The sequence below is a fragment of the Actinokineospora lacus genome (assembly GCF_053813445.1).
The window spans coordinates 347,068-366,430 of record NZ_JBQERA010000001.1 but is presented as its reverse complement, the minus strand read 5'-3'; the positions used below and the strand labels follow the sequence as shown (position 1 = coordinate 366,430).

The window sequence follows — 19,363 nt, the reverse complement described above, 5'->3', positions numbered from 1 at the left end:
GGATCTCCTTCTCGTTTTCCAGCCGCGCGGAGCGCGGTGTAGTTCCAGGCGACGTCGCCTGCCCCTTGCGGTCAGTCGGTCGTGTCGCGCTGCTCGCGCTGTTCGTGCGCGATCAGCTCATTGAGCCAACGCACTTCGCGCTCGCTTGCTTCCAGGCCGAGCCGGTGCAGCTCGCGCGTGTACCGATCGATCTGCTCGCCCGCGCGCGCCATCGAGCTGCGGAACCCCTCGCGGCGCTCCTCGACGCGGCGTCGCCTGCCCTCCAGGATTCGCATCCTGACCTCGGCGGGTGTCCGCGAGAAGAACGCCATGTGGACGCCGAAGCAGTCGTCGTCCCAGGTCTGCGGACCGGCGTCGGCCAGCATCCCGGCGAAGTGCTCCTTGCCCTCGGCGGTGAGCTTGTAGACGCGCTTGGCGCGCCTGCCCCACTGCGGCGGGTCCGGCGCCTCCTCGACGATCAGCCCGCCCCGCAGCAGCCGCCGCAGGGTCGGGTACACCGAGCCGTAGGAGAACGTCCGCCAGGCGCCGAGCACGTCATGGAGCCGTTTGCGCAGCTCGTACCCGTGCATCGGAGCTTCGTGGAGCAGCCCGAGAATCGCGAAGTCGAGCACGGGCACCCTCCCCTGGTTCACTCGCGGAGCTTCGCGCAGACCTTCCGACCTACCGTCTGTTTATATCGTGCCGATACATCAGTGACCCCACAACTCGAGCGCCTGTGTCAATCCCCACCCCGCGTCCGCCCGGAGCTGCCAAGTCGGCAACCGGGCCGGTCAGGGGGTATCCCGGCGACGATCTCCCCCACCTCCGCGCGTCGGCTCGCCCGATCGGCGCGGCACCGTGATATTGCGCCCGCGTACGCTGTCGAGGTGCGAACCCAGCGGCAGGTGGTCGACTACGCGTTGCAGCGCAGGACGCTGCTCGCCGACGTCCATGCGGGCCGCGTCGGCACCGGCGAGGTGTGCGACGCGAACCCGTACCTGCTGCGCGCGGCGAAGTTCCACGGCGAGGCCACCGAGGTGGCTTGCCCCGTCTGCCGCAAGGAGCAGCTGACCCGGGTGAACTGGGTCTTCGGCGATGAGATCAAGCACCTGGCGGGCTCCGCCCGCACCCCGGACGAGCTGGGCAGGATGGCGGCGGTGTTCACCGAGTTCACCGTCCACGTCGTCGAGGTCTGCCGCACATGTTCGTGGAACCACCTGGTGCAGTCATACGTCCTGGGGACCGGGGGCGTGCGCGCGCCCAAGAACCGCAGGAAAACAGCGGCGGAGTGAGCACCGTGTCACGGCCTGACGCGGCCCGCCGGGCACGACGACGCTCTTTATCGGGGCGCCGACCTGGAGGCTTTGCGTGAACGACCACAACGACCACCGCCGACGCGACCAGCCCGACTGGCCTTCTGGCGACGACCCGGACTCGGGCCGTCAGGAGGAGCGCACCGGTTTCTGGAGCCCGCTGTGGGAGGACGACGACGCCCCCGGCGGTCCTCCGCCCCGGCAGTCCCCACCGGCGGGCGGACCGCCGCGCCCGCCCCAGCCCCCGCGCGGACCGCAACGCGGTCCCGGCGGACCGGGCGGCCCGGGCGGCCCCAATGGACCCGGTGGTCCTGGTGGCCCCGGTGGACCCAGTGGTCCCGGCGGTCCCGGCGGTCCCGGTGGCCCCGGCGGTCCCGGCGGTCCCGGAGGGTCGGGCGGCCCCGGCGGACCGGGCGGCCGTTTCCCACTGCCCGCGGGCTCCAGCGGTCTCGGCGGTCCTGGTGGCCCCAGCGGACCTGGTGGCCTCGGCGGACCGGGCGGCCCTGGTGGTCCTGGTGGTCCCCCGAGGCCGATGGGCATGGGACCCGGCGGCCCCAGTGGACCTGGTGGACCTGGTGGTCCCAATGGACCTGGACCTGGTGGTCCGAACGGTCCTGGCCCGCACGGCCCCGGAGTGCCTCCCGGCCGCAGGCCGATGGGCCCCGGCGGCCCGCACACCCCGCCGCCCGGCTACCGCGGCGCCGAGCACACGCCGCCGCCGGGCTTCGCGCCCCCGCCGCAGCGCCGCGACCCCGCGGACGACCCGACGATCCTGCTGCGCCAGCCGCCGCCGCAGGACCGCTCCCTGCCCGAGCCCGCGCTGCTGACCCACCGCGAGCCCGACGACGAGGCCGACTTCTACGACCCCGGCTACGACGACGACTACGACGACCACGCGCCCGCGACCAACCAGCGCCTCGCCCGCCGCAAGAAGATCTGGCGGCGGGTGCGGCGCACCGCGTACGTGGGCACCGCGCTGGGGATCATCCTGCCGATCGTGGCGTTCTTCATCACCTACCAGCTGGTCGAGATCGATGACCCGGCGACGGTGGCGCAGGACCAGAGCAAGGTCGTGACCTTCCTCTACGCCAACGAGAAGGAAATGACCAAGGTCGCCGACGACGGCGGCAACCGGATCATGCTCACGAAGGACCAGGTCCCCGACCAGATCAAGCACGCGGTCTACGCCGCGGAGGACACCACCTTCGAGACCAACGCGGGCTTCGACATGACCGGCATCGCCCGCGCGGTGTGGAACCAGGTCAGGGGCAAGGCGGGCGGCGGCTCGACCATCACCCAGCAGTACATCAAGGTCGCCAGCGGTGATGACGACCAGACGCTCACCCGCAAGTGGTTCGAGCTCGTCAAGGCGTACAAGATGAACGAGACCTACGACAAAGACGAGATCATCACCGCGTACCTGAACACGATCTACTTCGGGCGCGGCGCGTACGGCGTCGCCGCCGCGGCCAAGGCGTACTTCAACATCGATGACATCAAGCAGGTCACCAAGCCCCAGGCCGCGCTGCTCGCGGGCATGATCCAGTCCCCTGGGCGCGGCAACAACCCGGACTACCAGCTCCAGCGCTGGGGCTACGTGACCGGGCGGATGATCGAGAACAACTGGATGACCGCGGCGGAGAAGGGCGAGTTCCCCAAGCCGGTCGAGTCCTCGGCCACCAAGACCTCCCTGCCCGGCCCGCGCAAGGGCCTGCCCGCCCTGGCCTTCGAGGAGTTGGAGGCCCGCGGGATCACCGAGGAGGAGATCAAGGCCAAGGGCTACACGATCGTCATGACGATCGACCCCCGCGCCCAGGACATCGCCGAGAAGTCGGTGGCCGAGGTGATGAAGGGCCAGCCGAAGAACCTGAACACCGGCATGGTCGCCATCGACCCGAACACCGGCAAGATCCGCGCCTACTACCCCGGCGCCAACGGCGTGCTGTTCGACTACGCCTCCGCGCGCCAGCAGCCCGGCTCGGCGTTCAAGCCCTTCAACCTGGTCGGCCTGCTCAAGCAGGGCAAAGGTCTCGGCGAGCTCTACAGCAGCACCCCCAAGGCGTTCGGCGAGAGCAAGGTCGTGCGCAACGCCTCCCAGCCGCGGTGCGGCTCGGAGTGCACGGTGGCCGAGGCGATGAAGGAGTCGCTGAACGTGGTGTTCAGCGACATGGTCTTCAACGACGTCGGGCCCAAGGGCGTGGCCGAGGCGGCGAAGCAGGCGGGTGTCCGCAGCTCGCTGGACAAGGCCGACGGCAACATCAACATCGCCATCGGCGGCGGCGACACGATGGTGACCACCGTCGACATGGCCTCCTCCTACGCCACCTTCGCCGCCGGTGGGGTCTACCGGGCCCCGCGCCTGGTGGAGAAGGTGCTCGACCCGCAGGGCAACGTCGTCTGGAACGGCGACACGCACCCGGACTTCCAGGACACGCCCGCCTTCGACCAGGACCAGGCGCTCAACTCCCAGATCGCGCGCAACGTGACCGAGTCGCTGCTGCCGATCCCGGACTACGCGGGCATCGAGTGCTCGGGCGGGCGCGAGTGCGCGGGCAAGACGGGCACGCACCAGTACGTCAACCGCCAGGGCGTGGAGACCGAGCACAACGCCAAGGCGTGGATGGTCGGCTACACCCCGCAGATCTCCACGGCGGTCTCGATGACCGGCGACACCAAGACCGAGCCCCGGCTGATCGACAACCGCGGCCGGATCATCTACGGCAGCGGGCTCCCCGGCGAGATCTGGAAGCTGTTCATGGACCGCTACCTCGAGGGCGCCGACGAGGTCGACTTCGGCCCGTACGAGCCGATCGGCCGGGTCGAGCAGGTGAGCGTCCCGCCGACCACGACGAGCGAGGCCCCCACGACCACGACCGAGCCCACCAAGAGCAAGCCCGAGAAGACCACCGACCCCACCACGACCGAGCCGACGGAGCCCACCGAGCCGTCGGACACGACCGATCCCGAGGAGACGACGACCACCACCCGAACCCGCCCGGGCGGACCCGGTGACGGCGACGGGCCGGGGCTGCCGCTGCCCGGGAACTGACCCGGCCTGATCCCGAACGAACACCGCAGGCCGTAGCATCGCGCCGTGCCAGGTGATCCGGGTCGCCGCGACGAGCAGGGCCGTGTCGAGCAGGGCCGTGTCGACGCCCTCGGTGACGAGAGTCTCGACGAGCGAGACACCGTCGACGGGCGGGCTGCCGACGAGCAGCCTGTCGAGGAGCGGGCTGCCGAGCGGGGCGCCGCGGGTGGGCGCGGTGACGAGTCGCCCGTGGGGGAGTCCGACGGGGTCGACGGGGTGCCCGACACCGCCTCGCTCGGGCCCGACGAACGGGTCCGCCCGTCGCTGACCGAGTCGCTGGCCCGCGACGCCAGCGTCCCGCTGGGCGGGCCGATCGGCGAGCACGCGGTGGTGGGCAGGCACTGGTTCTGGACGCCGCTGCGGGTCGGGCTGCTGCTGGCCGTCATCACGCTGGCCCTGAGCTGGTTCGGCAAGGCGGCGTGCATCCAGCAGAACGCGGGCGCCGACGGCGCCTTCGGGCTGGACTGGAGCGGCAGCAGGCAGTTCACCGCCATGTGCTACTCCGACGTCGTCCCCCTCTACGGCGCCGAGCGGCTGGACAAGGGCGGCTTCCCCTACGCCACCATGTGGTACGACGACGAGGGCAAGCCGACCCAGCACGAGCGGTACATGGAGTACCCGGTGCTGACCGGCATGTTCATGTGGGTCAACGCCAAGATGGCGCAGGGCTGGGTGGCGCTGTCCCAGGACGGCTGGCTGCCCGGCGGGCTCGACGTCGTCGTCTACTTCGACATCACCGCCATCTGGCTGGCGCTGGCCTGGCTCATCACCATCTGGGCGGTGGCGATGAGCGCGCGGCGCCGCAAGTGGGACGCGGCGTTCATCGCGCTGTCCCCGCTGGTGCTGGTGCACGCGTTCACCAACTTCGACACCCTCGCCACCGCGTTCGCCGCGGTCGGGCTGCTCGCCTGGGCGCGCAAGCAGCCGGTGCTGGCGGGCGTGCTCCTGGGGCTCGGCGCCGCGGCGAAGCTGTACCCGGTGTTCTTCCTCGGACCGCTGCTGGTGCTCTGCGTGCGCTCGGGGAAGATGCGCGAGTGGTGGCAGGCCGCGCTGGCCGCGGTGATCGCCTGGCTGGCGGTCAACGTGCCGTTCATCCTGTCCGAGGAGACCGCGCGCGGCTGGGGCGAGTTCTTCCGGCGCAACTCGCTGCGCGGGGCCGACCCCGACTCGCTCTACAACGTGGTCATGCACTGGCTGCAGTGGCCGGGCTTCGACGGGCCGCTCACCTTCGGCCAGACGCCGTCGGTGCTCAACGCGGTGACCATCGTGCTGCTGCTGGTCGCCTGCGCGGGCATCGCGTTCGTGGCCTGGCACGCGCCGACCCGGCCGCGGGTGGCGCAGCTGTGCTTCCTGGTCGTGGCCGCGTTCCTGCTGACGAACAAGGTGTGGAGCCCGCAGTACTCGCTGTGGCTGGTGCCGCTGGCGATCCTGGCGATACCGAGGTGGAAGCCGCTGCTGGCGTGGATGGCCGTCGACGCCGCGCTGTGGGCGCCGCGGATGCTGTTCTACCTGGGCACCGACAACAAGGGCCTGCCGCAGGACTGGTTCCTCGGCTTCGTCGTCGCCCGCGACCTCGCGGTGATCGCGCTGTGCGTCATGGTGCTCGTCGAGATCTACCGCCCGCACCGCGACCTCGTGCGCGCCCACGGCGACGACGACCCCCTCGGCGGGGTCATCGAGGACGCGCCGGACAAGTTCACGCTGCGGCACAAGCGCGAGCCGGTCCCGGCGACTTAGGTCACCTCGGGGAATAACGGGCTCGCCCCGGAGTGCTGCGATCCGGTAGACCATGCCTCAATGGTCGGATGATCGGGGGGCGAGCGTGGGCACTCAGCGGAAGGGCTTCCTCCTCGGGCTCGGGGCGTACCTCTGCTGGGGCTTCTTCCCGCTGTACTTCCCGCTGCTCAAGCCCTCGGGGGCGGTGGAGATCCTGGCCCACCGGATCGTCTGGTCGCTGGTCGCCGTGGCGGCCCTGCTGTTCGCCATCCGCCGCTGGCAGACCCTGCGCGCGGTGCTGCGCGCGCCGAGGACCCTCGGGCTCATCGCGGTGGGCGCGGTCTGCATCGGCGCCAACTGGCTGGGCTTCACCTGGGGTGTCAACAACGGCCACGTGGTGGAGGTGTCGCTGGGCTACTTCATCAACCCGCTGGTCACCATCCTCATCGGCGTCGCCGTGCTCGGCGAGCGGCTGCGCCCGCGGCAGTGGGCCGCGCTGGCCGTCGCCTTCGCCGCGGTGGTCCAGCTGACCGTCGACTACGGCAGGCTGCCCTGGCTCGCCCTCGGCCTGGCCGCCACCTTCGGCACCTACGGGCTGATGAAGAAGAAGGCCGACATCGGCGCCGTCGAGGGCCTGGCCGTGGAGACCGCGCTGCTCATGCCCCTGGCCGCGGGCTACCTGCTCGTCCTGCACAGCGGCGGCGGTGGCCACTTCGGCGGCGCGGGCTGGGCGCACGCTGCGCTGCTCGTGGCCATGGGCGTGGTCACCGTGGTCCCGCTGCTGCTCTTCGGCGGGGCCGCCACCCGGGTGCCGCTGGCCACGCTCGGGATGCTGCAGTACGTCACCCCGACCATCCAGTTCATCCTCGGCCTCGTCGTCTTCCACGAGCAGATGACCCCGGCGCGCTGGATCGGCTTCGGCCTGGTCTGGACGGCGCTGCTGCTCATCACCGCGGAGTCGCTCGCCCACCGGCGCCGGGCCGTGCGCAGGCCCGCGCTGGTCCAGCGCCACCTGGTTTAGCGCGGCGCGGGCAGGAACTCGTCCTCGTCCACCGTCGTCGGGGTGGACAGGAACGCGAAGAACAGCCCGACCAGCAGCGCGGCGCGGCCCCACACGCCGATCATCACCGCCTGCGCGGCGAACCCGTCGTAGATGCCCGCGGGGTCGTCGCGCGCGATGGCGGCGAACCACAGGAAGATGCCGACCCCCATCGCCAGGTCGGCGGTGAAGTAGGCGGCCAGCCAGCCCCACTTGATCCGGACCAGCACGAACATCGGCACCAGCCACAGCGCGTACTGCGGCGAGTGCACCTTGTGCAGCAGCAGGAACCCGCAGAGCATCGCCGCGGACACCGCCACCCACGGGTAGGTGCCCTCGCGCTGGTAGCGGGACCACCCGTACGCGCAGGCCACGGCGAAGGAGGCGAGCATCAGCACCGGCGAGGCGATGTCGATGAGCCGGTGCACGACCGCGTTGTCCGGGTTGGAGTCCGGGCGCAGCGCCCAGAACCAGATCGAGTTCGCGGTGATGTCGGCCTTGCGCTGGCCCTGGAAGACGAACGACGCCAGCCAGCCGTCGAACCCGACCACCGCGAACGGCACGTTCACCGCGACCGCGGTCCCCATCGCCACCAGCGCCGTGCGGACCATGCCCGCGACGTCGCGGACCTTGCCCGCGGGCAGCTCGCGACCGCCGCGCCCGCCGGTCAGCACGTAGAGCATCAGCGGCAGCACGAAGATCGCCGGGTAGATCTTGAACGCGAACCCCAGCCCGAGCAGCACCGCGGCGGCGTCGGCGCGCGGGCGCAGCGGGCGGTCGGCCCCGAGCGCGCCCCACCCGCGGTGCACGACGTAGACCGCGGCCACCGCGCACGCCACGACCGGCAGCTCCCAGTTGTGGAAGGCGTAGAGCACCAGCGGCGGCGACAGCGCCCAGATCAGCGCCCGCCATCGGGAGAGCCTGCCCAGCAGCCACGCGGTGACCAGGCCGAACGGGGCCATCAGCAGCGCCGAGGCGAGCAGGAAGCCCGCGTCGGTGTCCACCAGCAGCGCGCCCGCCCAGATCAGCAGGCCGGTGAGCACCGGGTACTCGACCGCGCCGCCGGTCAGCTCGCCCCGCTCGGTGATGCCGCCGTGCACGTACGGGAACACGTGCCGGTCGATGTCGCGGCCGATCCACAGGTACTGGATGTCGGAGTAGCACGCGTCGGCGTACTTGCGCTCGTCGAAGTCCGGGCCGCTGCGGCCCCAGGCGTCGAACAGGGGGCCGGTGCACCGGTCCTTGTTGGCGAACCCCAGCAGCATCGTGACGCCGCAGGCCAGCACCAGCACGGCCAGCGCGACGCGACCGAGCCCGGCCCCGGACCGGGGGTCCGCATCGGGCACCGCTGTGTCCGCCTTCCCTGATGCCGTGACGCCGCGGGCCACCGCGCTCACCCGCCGAGCGCGGCGCGCAGGAACGCGATGTCCTCCGCCTGGCCCTCGCTGGGGGTCTCGACGACGACCGGCGCGCCCGCCGCGGCCACGACAGCCACGAGTTGCTCGGCCTCGATCGTGCCAGTCTTGATGTTGGCGTGCCGGTCGCGGGCGGAGTCGAACTCGTCGCGGGAGCTGTTCAGGTGGACGAGATCGATACGCCCGGTGATCGCCTTCACCCGGTCGACGATGCCCACGAGGTCCTCCCCCGCGGCGAAGGCGTGGCAGGTGTCCAGGCAGAACCCGGCGCCGAACTCGCCCACCTCGTCCCAGAGCCGGGCCAGCATGTCGAACCTGCGGACCATCGCGTTGTCGCCACCGGCGGTGTTCTCGATCAGGATGGGGACGGCGAAGCCGCCCTCCTTGTCCTGGCGCTCGAAGAACTTGCGCCAGTTGACCAGGCCCTCGGCCGGGTCGGCGTCCTTGGTGACGTGGCCGCCGTGCACGACCAGCCCTTTCGCGCCGACCGCGGCCGCGCCCTCCGCGTGCTGCGCGACGAGTTTTCGCGACGGGATGCGGATGCGGTTGTTCGTGCTGGCGAGGTTGACCCGGTACGGGGAGTGGACGAAGACCGTCAGGTCGGATTCGAGCAGCTCAGCGGTCTGCGGGTGCGGCTTCGGGGCGGCCCAGCCCTGCGGGTCGGACAGGAAGAACTGCACGACGTCGGCCTCGCGTTCGCGTGCCGCGCCGATCGGGTCGTCGTCGCGGACGTGGGCGCCGATGCTCATGGAATGCGAGCGTAGTCGCCGCGGGCGCGGACGGTAGCCCTCGGTTGCGTCCGCACCGCCAGTGGTCACCCTCTGCTCCATCCGGGCCACTCGTCGCTCAAAGTAGGGAAACTCCCCTGGTCGGCGTCACGCGATGGGGTTACCGTCGTTTTACCAATGAAAGCTACTCGCGGGTACCCGGGAGGTTGACGATGCGGCGGCGCCTCGGCACGATCGCGGCGGGTTTGGCCCTGGTGCTGGGAGGCGCCTCCGCCGGTCTGGTGGTGGGCACGAGTTCGGCCGCGGCCGCGGCGCCCATCGTGGTCGGCAGCTGCTCGGCGTCGGTCAAGGGCGCCCCGGGCACACCCCTCTCGCTGAGCCCCAGCGCGGTGCTCGACCCGGTGCTCTCGGTCGTGCGCGCCGTGCCGCTGCTCGGCCCCACCCTCGCGGGCGGGGTGGCGGGCGCGGTGCGCGGCATGGGCGACATCCCGCTTGGCGTCATCCCGAACGCGGACACCACCATCAGCGGGACCACCATCGCCGCCGCGGCCGTGCCGCGGATCAGGTCGGCGATCCAGGGCGTCCCGCTGATCGGACCGGTCCTCGGCGGCATCGTCACCGGCGTGCAGGACACGCTGGCGGGCGCGTGCCGCATCGTCGTGGACGTCGTCAACACCGCCGCGGCGCCCGTGCAGGAGGGCGTCGAGAAGGTCGGCGAGGTCGCCAGGAAGGTGACCGAGCCCGTGCCACCCGGCCCCGGCCAGCCCGGGGACCCCGGCAGGCCCGGGGGCAACCCCGGTGGCACGCCCGGTGGCGGCGGTGGCGGTGGTGGCGGCACACCTGGCCCGCCCGCGGGTGGCGGAGGCGGTGGCGGCGCCCCGCCGCTGACCAACCCCGTGGTCGGCGGCGTCGGCCCCGGCGGCGTGCCGCTGTACAACGGTCTCGGCCGCGTCCCCATGGACTACTACGGCAGCATCCCCGCCTTCGCCCCCGGCGCGTTCTCCCCGTCACCCGCGATCCGCTACGGCGGCGCGGTGCCCGGCTACACCCCGGAGTTCGGCATCCTCGGCAGCGAGGCGGACAGCGACGGCGTGCAGGCGGCGGGCTACGCCGAGGCGATCGGCCCGGCGGGCGGCAACCGCGTCGCGCTGCCCGTCCTGCTGGCCGTGCTCATCCTGTCCGGCGTCACCGCGGCCCTGGTGCGCACCTGGGTCCTGCGCCGCACCGCCGCGGCCTGATCAAGCAGCCTGATCAAGCGGCTGATCAAGCGGCAGCCACCGGAACGATCTATCGTTCTGGCCGTCACCCGATCGTATGAAGGGACACGCGCGTGCGCAGGCTGCTCGGCTCGGCCCTCGTCATCGTGGCCGCGGGCGCCGCGGCGAGCCTGGGCCCCACCGCCACGGCGGCCCCGCTGCCGTTCCTCGCCGTGGACTGCGCGCAGACGGTGCACGCCTTCCGCGGCCAGCCGGTGCACCTGTCCCGGATCGCGGTGTCGCGGCTGGTGACCACGGCGGTGCGGCAGACCGAGGGCCTCGGCACCCTGCGCTCGGCGTCGGTCGGGCTGGCCTTCCCGCTCGGCCCGGCCATCCCGGTCGGCACGGTCCCCGGCGGCGACGGGCGGATCACCGGCGCGGCGATCGCCGACGCGGTGGCCGAGGTCGTGGCCCCGATGCCCGAGGTCGCCCCGGCCGCCGACGTCGCCACCGAGGCCGTGCGCGCGCTGGTCGCGGACTCCTGCGGCATGGACGTCCGCGCGCTCGACCCGGCGGGCGAGACACCCGGCGAGACCCCGGTGGCCCCGCCCGCCAAGCCCGGCGCGGGCGGCGACCCGTCGACCACCCCCAACACCCAGCCGGTCGGCGGCGCCGACCCGGCCCCCGGCGAGGTCGCCCTCTACGACCCGGCGCGGTTCGCCCGCGCCGCCCAGCGCGACCACGGCGAGGTCCCCGCCGCCCGCGCGGGCCTGTTCCTGCCCAGCCCCGACGCCCGCTACGGCGCCGTGCCCGGCTACACCCCGCAGTTCGGCCTGCTCGGCCAGGACGAGGCCGCCGTCCGCACCGCGGGCGGCGCCCAGGCCCTGCTGCCGGTCGGCGGCGGCCAGGTGGCGTTCCCCATCCTGCTGGCGGTGCTGCTCCTGTCGGTGGTCACCGGTGCGCTCGTGCGTACCTGGGTGCTGCGCAGGGCCTAGGCACCGCGGCTGTTACGCTCCGCCCTGCAGACCCTCCTGCCACGGAACGTCCGTGGCCGCCGAGTCCACAGGAGGTGAGTGGTCTTCATGCGTCATTACGAGGTCATGGTCATCCTCGACCCCACACTCGATGAGCGCACCGTCGCCCCGTCGCTGGAAACGTTCCTCAACGTGATCCGGACGTCGGGCGGCAACGTCGAGAAGGTCGACATCTGGGGCAAGCGCCGCCTCTCGTTCGAGATCAAGAAGCACACCGAAGGCATCTACGCGGTGCTGGACGTCAACGCCGAGCCCGACGCCGTCAAGGAGCTGGACCGCCAGCTCTCGCTGCAGGAGTCCGTGCTGCGGACCAAGGTCCTGCGGCGCGAGACAGCCTGAGGCCCGCGACATGGCTGGCGACACGACGATCACCGTCATCGGCAACCTGACCGCTGACCCCGAGCTGCGGTTCACCCCCTCCGGGGCGGCCGTGGCGAGCTTCACCGTGGCCTCCACCCCGCGCACCTTCGACAAGGCGTCGGGGGAGTGGAAGGACGGCGAGGCGCTGTTCCTGCGCTGCAACATCTGGCGCCAGGCGGCGGAGAACGTGGCCGAGTCCCTGACCAGGGGCGCGCGGGTCATCGTGAGCGGGCGGCTCAAGCAGCGCTCGTTCGAGACCCGTGAGGGCGAGAAGCGCACGGTCATGGAGCTGGAGGTCGACGAGATCGGCCCATCGCTGAAGTACGCCACGGCCAAGGTCAACAAGGTCAGCCGCGGTTCCGGCGGCGGTGGCTTCGGCGGTGGCGGTGGCCAGTCCGGCCCGCCCGCCGACGACCCGTGGGGCTCCGCGCCGCCCGCGTCCAGCGGTGGCGGCGGCGGCGGTGGCGGTGCTGGTTTCAACGACGAGCCGCCCTTCTAAGACCTTCCCCTTTCTTTAGATCTATCCAGGAGACGACGTGGCGAAGCCACCCATCCGCAAGCCGAAGAAGAAGGTTTGCGTGTTCTGCAAGGACGAGAAGAAGCAGCGTCCGGTCAACATCGACTACAAGGACACCACGCTGCTGCGCAAGTACATCTCCGACCGCGGCAAGATCCGCGCGCGTCGGGTGACCGGCAACTGCAGCCAGCACCAGCGCGACGTCGCCATCGCGGTCAAGAACGCCCGCGAGGTGGCCCTGCTGCCCTACACCTCGACCGCCCGCTAAGGAGAGGACGCGACATGAAGCTCATCCTCACCAAGGACGTCAGCGGTCTGGGCGGCCCCGGCGACATCGTCGAGGTCAAGGACGGCTACGGGCGCAACTACCTGCTGCCCCGCGGCTACGCGATCGTCGCCTCCAAGGGCGCCGAGAAGCAGGTCCAGGTCATCCGCCGGGCCCAGGAGGCCAGCCGGATTCGCGACCTGGACCACGCCAAGGAGGTCAAGGCCAAGCTGACCTCGCTGGGCAGCGTCCCGCTGAAGGCCAAGGCCGCCTCCGGCTCGGGCAAGCTGTTCGGCTCGATCACCACCGCCGACATCGTCGCCGCTGTCAAGCGCGCGGGCGGCCCCGTGCTGGACAAGCGCGCGGTCGAGGTCGACAGCCACATCAAGACCGTGGGCAAGCACTCGGTGAGCGTCCGCCTGCACCCCGAGGTGCACGCCGCGTTCACCGTCGAGGTGTCCGCCGCGGGCTGATCTCCGCGCGAGAAAGCGCCCCTTCCGGCTTTCGGGAGGGGCGCTTCGCTTGTCCACAACCTGTCCACAGGCTACCCGTCCCCGCCTCGACGGCGGGCCTTCGCGACACGCCGAACAGCCCAACCGGCGCGACACGCCGCACGGATTTGCCCACACCCTGTGCACAGGCTCTGACCTGCTAGTTCGGTGAATGCCACACAAGTTGTCCCCAGATTGTCCACAGGGCGGTGGGGACCTGTGCTCAGCCCTGCCGAACCATCCCCAAGTTATCCACAGGCGCGTTTTGTGGCGGGCCGCGCGGGTGCCCTACCGTCGCCTCACGGGCCCGCTTCCCGGCGATCTTGTCGGGTGGGAGACGTACCGTTCCGAGCGCTCGGGAGACCGGGCGCGAACGCGAGGGGACTGCTGTGGCGCTGACAGACGACCGAACGCCGCCCCCCGCGCAGAACCACGGCATGGACCGCCAGCCGCCGCAGGACCTGGCCGCGGAGCAGAGCGTGCTCGGCGGGATGATGCTGTCCAAGGACGCCATCGCCGACGTGGTCGAGGCCCTGCGCCCCGGCGACTTCTACCGCCCGGCGCACCAGATCATCTACGACTGCGTCCTCGACCTCTACGGCCGCGGCGAGCCCGCCGACCCGATCATGGTCTCCGCCGAGCTCGAACGCCGCGGCGAGCTCCGCCGCGTCGGCGGCGCGCCCTACCTGCACACCCTGATCGCGACCGTCCCGACCGCGGCCAACGCGGGCTACTACGCCGAGATCGTCGCCGAGAAGGCCATCCTGCGGCGGCTGGTGGAGGCGGGCACGCGCATCGTGCAGCTGGGCTACCAGGGCGCGGAGGGTGCCGACGTGACCGAGGTGGTCGACCGCGCGCAGGCCTCGATCTACGAGGTCACCGAGCGCAGCATGAGCGAGGACTACGTGGCGCTGGAGGACCTCCTCCAGCCCACCATGGACGAGATCGACGCCATCGCCTCCCGCGGCGGCAACTCCCTGGGCATCCCCACCGGGTTCGCCGACCTCGACGAGATCACCAACGGCCTGCACCCGGGCCAGATGATCATTGTCGCGGCCCGTCCCGGCGTGGGGAAGGCCCTGGCCATCGACACCCCCCTGCCCACCCCGACCGGGTGGACCACGATGGGCGCCGTCGCTGTCGGCGACCGGCTCCTGGGCGCCGACGGCCGCCCGACGACGGTGGTCGCGGCGACCGAGGTGCTGGCAGGCAGGCCGTGCTACGAGGTGGAGTTCTCCGACGGCACGGTCATCGTCGCCGACGCCGAGCACCAGTGGCTGACCGAGAGCGACGGCGCGCCTGCCGAGGTCCGGACGACCGCGCGGCTCGCCGAGACCCCGCGCGCGACCCACCGGGTCGTCAACAGCGCCCCGCTCGACCTGCCTGCGCGCCTGCTCCCGCTGCCGCCCTACGTGCTGGGTGTCCGGCTCGGGCGCTCGGCCGTGGACGAGGAGATCGCCGTCCAGGTCGAGGCGGAGGGCCACGATGCCGCCGCCCCCTGCGGTGAAACCCGCATCCCGGCGGTGTACCTGCGCGGTTCCCTCGACCAGCGGCGCGCGCTGCTGGCGGGCCTGCTGGACATCGACGGCGACGTCACCGACGACGGCCTGGTGCGCTTCGCCGCGGGCACCGACGAGCTCGCCGACGACGTGCGCGACCTCATCGCCGGTCTCGGCCACCACTGCGAGGCGGGCACGGCTTCGGTCACCTTCGGCACCGACGACGACGTGTTCCGCCTGGAGCGCAAGCGCCTGCTGCTCAAGGAGCGCCGGGCGGCGTCGCCCGCTCCGGCCGGGTCGCGCCGCATCACCGACGTCCGGCCTGTCGCCAGCGTCGCCGTGCGGTGCGTCGAGGTGGACAACGCCGACCACCTGTACCTGGCCGGGCGATCCATGGTGCCCACGCACAACTCCACGCTGGGGCTGGACTTCGCGCGCTCGTGCTCCATCAAGAACGGCATGACCAGCGTCATCTTCAGCCTGGAGATGAGCAAGACCGAGATCGTCATGCGCATGCTCTCCGCCGAGGCCCGGATTCGGCTGGCCGACATGCGCGGTGGCCGCATGGGCGACGACGACTGGACCAAGCTGGCCCGCAGGATGAGCGAGATCAGCGAGGCGCCGCTGTTCGTCGACGACTCCCCGAACATGACGATGATGGAGATCAGGGCGAAGGCCCGCCGCCTCAAGCAGCGCCACGACCTGCGGCTCGTGGTGGTGGACTACCTGCAGCTGATGTCCTCGGGCAAGCGGGTGGAGTCCCGCCAGCAGGAGGTCTCGGAGTTCTCCCGCCAGCTCAAGCTGCTCGCCAAGGAGCTGGAAGTCCCGGTCATCGCCATCAGCCAGCTGAACCGCGGCCCCGAACAGCGCACCGACAAGCGCCCGATGCTCTCCGACCTGCGTGAGTCCGGCTCCCTGGAGCAGGACGCCGACATCGTCCTGCTCATCAACCGCCCCGACGCCTGGGAGCGCGACGACCCCCGCGCGGGCGAGGCCGACCTCATCCTCGCCAAGCACCGCGCCGGCCCCACAGCCACCGTCGTCGTCGCCCACCAACTCCACTACAGCCGCTTCGCCGACCTGGCCCAGGGGTGACAAAAGGGTCGAGGCCCGACCAGCCAGTGGTCGGGCCTCGATCGTCGCTTCGGAATCGACGTGCCGGTCGGTCCGACGCCGCTGATCCCCCCACAGCGGCCTGCGGCACCGACCAGCAGCGTCCATCCGACGCGACGCCATGCGACGCCGCGCTTTGCGCTGCGCGCGTCCGCTGGGTGATCTTCCGGCGCTGGGAGTCTCCTCCCGCGCCATGCGGAGCGTCATTCATCTCAGCTAAGAAGACGACTCCACCAGTAAACTGAAAACGAAGCGGGCCGTCAACAGGGGTGGAAGCGGAACCTCCACCCGAGCCGGTGCGGGCGCTACGCTGAGCGCCATGTCCGGGGGCGTGGGAGGGCTGGCCGCGCGGGTCGATCACCTGTTCCGCACGGTGCGGCCCGCCGACGGCCGCGAGTACACCTTCGAAGAGGTCGCCGAGGCCATCAGGGCCAGGGGTGGGCCGACGATCTCGGCGACCTACGTGTGGCAGTTGCGCAAGGGGCAGCGGGACAACCCGACGAAGCGCCACTTGGAGGCGCTGGCCGGGTTCTTCGGCGTGCCGCCCGCGTACTTCTTCGATGACGCCGAGGCCGCGCGGATCGACGCGGAACTGGCCCTGCTGAACGCCTTCCGGAACACGCCGGTGCGGCAGATCGCGTTGCGGGCCACCGGGTTGTCCGCGAAAAGCCTGGCCACCATCGCCGACATGGTCGAGCGGGTGCGGGAGCTGGAGGGCCTGCCCGAGTCGGACGGCGGTCGGTGAGCCTGCGCAAGCGGTTGCGAGGGCTGGAGATTCCCGTGCCGTTCGACCTCGGCGCGCTGACCGAGCGGATCGCCGCGCGGCGCGGGCGGCCGATCCGGCTGGTGCCGATGGCGGGGCTCACCGGCGTGTGCGGGCTGTGGATCGCCACCGAGACCGTCGACCTGGTCTTCTACGAACAGGACACCACTCCGCCGCACCGCGAGCACATCGTCCTGCACGAGCTGGCACACGTGCTGTGCGACCACTACCCGGTCTCGCTCAGCCTGGCCGAGCAGGCCATGACGCTGCTGCCCAGCCTTGATCCCGCGCTGGTGCAACGGGTGCTGGGCCGCGCGGGGTACTCGACGGAGGAGGAGCGCGAGGCGGAGATGCTGGCCTCGCTGATCCGCCAGCGCGCCCGCACCGACGCGACCCTGACCGACCGGCTGCGCAACGCCTTCGACGGCTTCCATGGGTGAGCTGCTCGTCCGCTACGTCCCGCCGGGCATCGCCTGGCTGCTGCTGTTCGGCAGGCGTGGGAGTGGCGGCGTGCTCCGCTGGCTGCTGCTGGGCCTCGCCCTCTCCCTGACCGCGCTGACCCCGGCGGGCCACGCGGCGATCACCTGGCTGAGCGGGTCGGTCAACCTGGCCAGGCTCGTGGGGCACGCGGGCATGGTGCTCGTGGCGTGGTCGGCCCAGGACCTCCTCGCCCAGCTGAACGGCCTGCCCCGCAGCCGCTGGAACCTGTGGTGGGCGACGGGCATGTTCGCGGTGATGTGCCTCCTCTACGCGCTGACCCCGGACCTGTGGCCGCACTCGCCGTGGGTGTTCGAGTACTGGGTCGTCTACCTGCTGACGCTGACGCCCGCGTTCGGCAACGTGATCCGCCTCTGCCTGCGCTACGCCCGCGTCACGGCGGATCGCGCGCTGCGGATCGGCCTGCGCCTGATCGTGCTCGGCACCGCGCTGGCCTTGGCCTACCTCGTGAACAGGGTCGTGCGCACGGCGTCCGGCCGGTTCGGGTTCGACTACGAGCTGGGGCACCTGTTCGTGGTCAGCGCGGTGGCGCCCAACACCGCGCACCTCCTCGTGCTGCTCGGCGTCGCCGTCCCCGCGGTGGCGGGCTGGTGGCGCCGATACCGGCGGTACCGGCGGCTGGGCCCGCTCTGGCAGGCGCTGTACGAGGCGGACCCGGCCATCGCGCTGACCCAGCGGATCGGGTTCTGGAACATGCGCCTGCGCCTGTACCGGCGGGTGATCGAGATTCGGGACGGCCTGCTCGACCTCCAGCCCTACCGGGACGAGGACGTCGCCGCCACGGCCAGGGCGGGCGGCGCGGACGAGATAGCGGTCGAAGCCGCGGTGATCGCCGCGGCGATCACCGCGCGCGCCGAGACCGCATCGCCCGCCCGGCCGGGGAAACCCGGCCCCGGTGGGCTCGACCTCGACAGCGACACCCTGTACCTGTGCGAGGTCGCGGACGCCTTCCGTCTCCGACATCCTCACTGAAACTTCTCGACAAAAGGCGCGGACCCCAGCGGGTCCGCGCCTTTTTCGCGTGAGGTCAGGCGGCGGGCATCTTGTCGATGAAGCCGTAGACGCCCGAGAAGCGGCCGTCCTGGACGACGACGACGTCGAAGCCCTCGACGACGGACTCGCCGCCGCCGACCGGGACGAGCTGCCAGCGGAAGCGGGCGGTGTTGTGGTGGGCGTCGACCTCGCCGAGGAGGGTGATGTCGTGGCCTGCGAACTGGGCCAGGGCGGCGCCGATGCCCGCGTTGATGGCCTCAGGTCCCTGGACGTCCATCAGCGGGTCGACGTAGACGCCGTCGGCGGTCCACAGGTCGGCGATGATGGCCTGGCGGGCGTCGGCGTCGGGGGTGTTCCACACCTGGAGGTAGCGGTCGACGAGTTCCTTGAGGTCGCTCACGCGAATTCCCCTTCATAGAGAGCTGGTGGAGTCCGTCGCGGCCGGCAACGAGTCCACCTTGCCGGCACACCGCGCGCCGAGTCGATCACGCGTCAGGTCGGGGTCAGGGCCGCGTCAGGGAATATCGCCGGGGCACGGGGCGTCGGATAGATTGTTTAATATTCAAGGGAGTAGCCCGATGCAGCCCGTGCTCTACCTCAGCCACGGCGCGCCGCCGCTGGCCGACGACCGCGCCTGGACCGCGCAGCTGGCCGCGTGGTCGGCGGACCTGCCCCGGCCCACGGCGATCCTGGTCGTCTCCGCGCACTGGGAGGCCGCGCCGGTCCTGCTGGGCGCGACCGGGACCGTGCCGCTGACCTACGACTTCTGGGGCTTCCCGGAGAAGTACTACCGCGTCACCTACCCGGCTCCCGGCGCCCCCGAGCTGGCCGCCAAGGTCCGCGCGCTCATCAAGAACACCGCCGACGATCCCGGGCGCGGCCTCGACCACGGCGCCTACGTGCCGCTGGTCGAGATGTTCCCTGACGCCGACGTCCCGGTCCTGCAGATCTCCATGCCCACGCTGGACCCCGGGGAACTGATCGCCCTCGGCGCCCGGCTCAAGCCCCTGCGCGAGGAGGGCGTGCTGATCATCGGCAGCGGCTTCTTCACCCACAACCTCTCCGGCATGGGCGCCGCCCGCCCCGGCAGCGCCCCGCCCGCCTGGTCGAGCGAGTTCGACGACTGGGGCAACCGGGCCCTGAGCGGGGGCGACCTCGACGCCCTCGTCGACTTCCAGCGCAAGGCCCCCGCCGCGGCGCTCGCGCACCCCCGCACCGAGCACTTCGCGCCGCTGTTCGTCGCGCTCGGCGCCGCCGGGGGTGAGCAGGGGCACAGCGTGATCGACGGCTTCTGGTACGGCCTGGCCAAGCGCTCCTGGCAGTTCGGGTAACCCGCCGCGAAATACCGCGGACAGC

19 protein-coding genes are annotated in these 19,363 nt (G+C 71.6%); 15 read left to right on the top strand and 4 right to left on the bottom strand.

All coding sequences use genetic code 11. The features are described from left to right. Window positions 1–71 precede the first annotated feature (71 nt). The gene (locus ACTG9Q_RS01825) at window positions 72–611 is read right to left on the bottom strand and encodes a PadR family transcriptional regulator (RefSeq protein ID WP_455570783.1); all 540 of its coding nucleotides are present in this window, start codon (window positions 609–611) and stop codon (window positions 72–74) included. 255 nt (window positions 612–866) lie between these two features. Here ACTG9Q_RS01825 and ACTG9Q_RS01820 point away from each other — a divergent pair, with 255 nt between their 5' ends. From ACTG9Q_RS01820 to rarD, 4 genes are all read left to right on the top strand, one after another. Further along, window positions 867–1,271: a DUF5318 domain-containing protein gene (locus tag ACTG9Q_RS01820; protein ID WP_455570782.1), complete on the top strand. Its 405-nt coding sequence runs from the start codon at window positions 867–869 to the stop codon at window positions 1,269–1,271. Window positions 1,272–1,926: 655 nt separating this feature from the next. Further along, window positions 1,927–4,341 (top strand): transglycosylase domain-containing protein, encoded by a 2,415-nt coding sequence (locus tag ACTG9Q_RS01815; protein WP_455570781.1) that lies wholly within the window; start codon window positions 1,927–1,929, stop codon window positions 4,339–4,341. Between the two features lie 228 nt (window positions 4,342–4,569). Beyond that, on the top strand, window positions 4,570–6,117 hold the full coding sequence (locus ACTG9Q_RS01810; RefSeq protein WP_455571298.1) for a glycosyltransferase family 87 protein: 1,548 nt from the start codon (window positions 4,570–4,572) through the stop codon (window positions 6,115–6,117). 85 nt (window positions 6,118–6,202) lie between these two features. Then, window positions 6,203–7,117, top strand: a complete 915-nt coding sequence (gene rarD, locus ACTG9Q_RS01805) for an EamA family transporter RarD (protein ID WP_455570780.1) — start codon at window positions 6,203–6,205, stop codon at window positions 7,115–7,117. Here rarD and ACTG9Q_RS01800 read toward each other — a convergent pair. Continuing rightward, window positions 7,114–8,481 (bottom strand): glycosyltransferase family 87 protein, encoded by a 1,368-nt coding sequence (locus tag ACTG9Q_RS01800; protein WP_455570779.1) that lies wholly within the window; start codon window positions 8,479–8,481, stop codon window positions 7,114–7,116. The two genes, rarD and ACTG9Q_RS01800, sit on opposite strands and share 4 nt — an antisense overlap. 47 nt (window positions 8,482–8,528) lie before the next feature. After that, entirely contained in the window at window positions 8,529–9,299 is a 771-nt protein-coding gene (locus ACTG9Q_RS01795) for a deoxyribonuclease IV (protein WP_455570778.1), read from the bottom strand. Window positions 9,300–9,490: 191 nt separating this feature from the next. On the opposite strand from ACTG9Q_RS01795, the gene ACTG9Q_RS01790 reads away from it, so the two are divergent. From ACTG9Q_RS01790 to ACTG9Q_RS01745, 10 genes are all read left to right on the top strand, one after another. Then, a complete protein-coding gene (locus ACTG9Q_RS01790) occupies window positions 9,491–10,516 on the top strand; it encodes a hypothetical protein (RefSeq protein ID WP_455570777.1) in 1,026 nt (341 codons plus the stop codon). A gap of 92 nt (window positions 10,517–10,608) precedes the next feature. Beyond that, window positions 10,609–11,469 (top strand): hypothetical protein, encoded by an 861-nt coding sequence (locus ACTG9Q_RS01785; RefSeq protein ID WP_455570776.1) that lies wholly within the window; start codon window positions 10,609–10,611, stop codon window positions 11,467–11,469. An 87-nt stretch (window positions 11,470–11,556) separates the two neighbouring features. After that, a complete protein-coding gene (rpsF, locus tag ACTG9Q_RS01780) occupies window positions 11,557–11,847 on the top strand; it encodes a 30S ribosomal protein S6 (RefSeq protein ID WP_455570775.1) in 291 nt (96 codons plus the stop codon). Window positions 11,848–11,857: 10 nt separating this feature from the next. Beyond that, window positions 11,858–12,367 (top strand): single-stranded DNA-binding protein, encoded by a 510-nt coding sequence (locus tag ACTG9Q_RS01775; RefSeq protein ID WP_455570774.1) that lies wholly within the window; start codon window positions 11,858–11,860, stop codon window positions 12,365–12,367. Between the two features lie 37 nt (window positions 12,368–12,404). Next, window positions 12,405–12,653 (top strand): 30S ribosomal protein S18, encoded by a 249-nt coding sequence (gene rpsR, locus ACTG9Q_RS01770; protein ID WP_455570773.1) that lies wholly within the window; start codon window positions 12,405–12,407, stop codon window positions 12,651–12,653. A 14-nt stretch (window positions 12,654–12,667) separates the two neighbouring features. Next, the gene (gene rplI / locus ACTG9Q_RS01765; protein ID WP_455570772.1) at window positions 12,668–13,123 is read left to right on the top strand and encodes a 50S ribosomal protein L9; all 456 of its coding nucleotides are present in this window, start codon (window positions 12,668–12,670) and stop codon (window positions 13,121–13,123) included. 407 nt (window positions 13,124–13,530) lie between these two features. Next, a complete protein-coding gene (gene dnaB, locus ACTG9Q_RS01760; protein ID WP_455570771.1) occupies window positions 13,531–15,735 on the top strand; it encodes a replicative DNA helicase in 2,205 nt (734 codons plus the stop codon). Window positions 15,736–16,072: 337 nt separating this feature from the next. Beyond that, window positions 16,073–16,498, top strand: coding sequence for a helix-turn-helix domain-containing protein (locus ACTG9Q_RS01755; protein ID WP_455570770.1), 426 nt, complete (start codon window positions 16,073–16,075; stop codon window positions 16,496–16,498). Next, a complete protein-coding gene (locus ACTG9Q_RS01750) occupies window positions 16,495–16,956 on the top strand; it encodes a hypothetical protein (protein WP_455570769.1) in 462 nt (153 codons plus the stop codon). Before ACTG9Q_RS01755 ends, ACTG9Q_RS01750 begins: the two co-directional genes overlap by 4 nt. Further along, window positions 16,949–17,986: an MAB_1171c family putative transporter gene (locus ACTG9Q_RS01745; RefSeq protein ID WP_455570768.1), complete on the top strand. Its 1,038-nt coding sequence runs from the start codon at window positions 16,949–16,951 to the stop codon at window positions 17,984–17,986. The genes ACTG9Q_RS01750 and ACTG9Q_RS01745 overlap by 8 nt, the downstream gene beginning before the upstream one ends. Window positions 17,987–18,041: 55 nt before the next feature. On the opposite strand, the gene ACTG9Q_RS01740 is transcribed toward ACTG9Q_RS01745, so the two are convergent. Continuing rightward, complete coding sequence (locus tag ACTG9Q_RS01740) at window positions 18,042–18,407, bottom strand: nuclear transport factor 2 family protein (protein ID WP_455570767.1); 366 nt, start codon at window positions 18,405–18,407, stop codon at window positions 18,042–18,044. A gap of 178 nt (window positions 18,408–18,585) precedes the next feature. Between ACTG9Q_RS01740 and ACTG9Q_RS01735 the strand changes: the two genes are divergently transcribed. Further along, a complete protein-coding gene (locus ACTG9Q_RS01735) occupies window positions 18,586–19,338 on the top strand; it encodes a dioxygenase family protein (protein WP_455570766.1) in 753 nt (250 codons plus the stop codon). The last annotated feature ends 25 nt before the right edge of the window (window positions 19,339–19,363 follow it).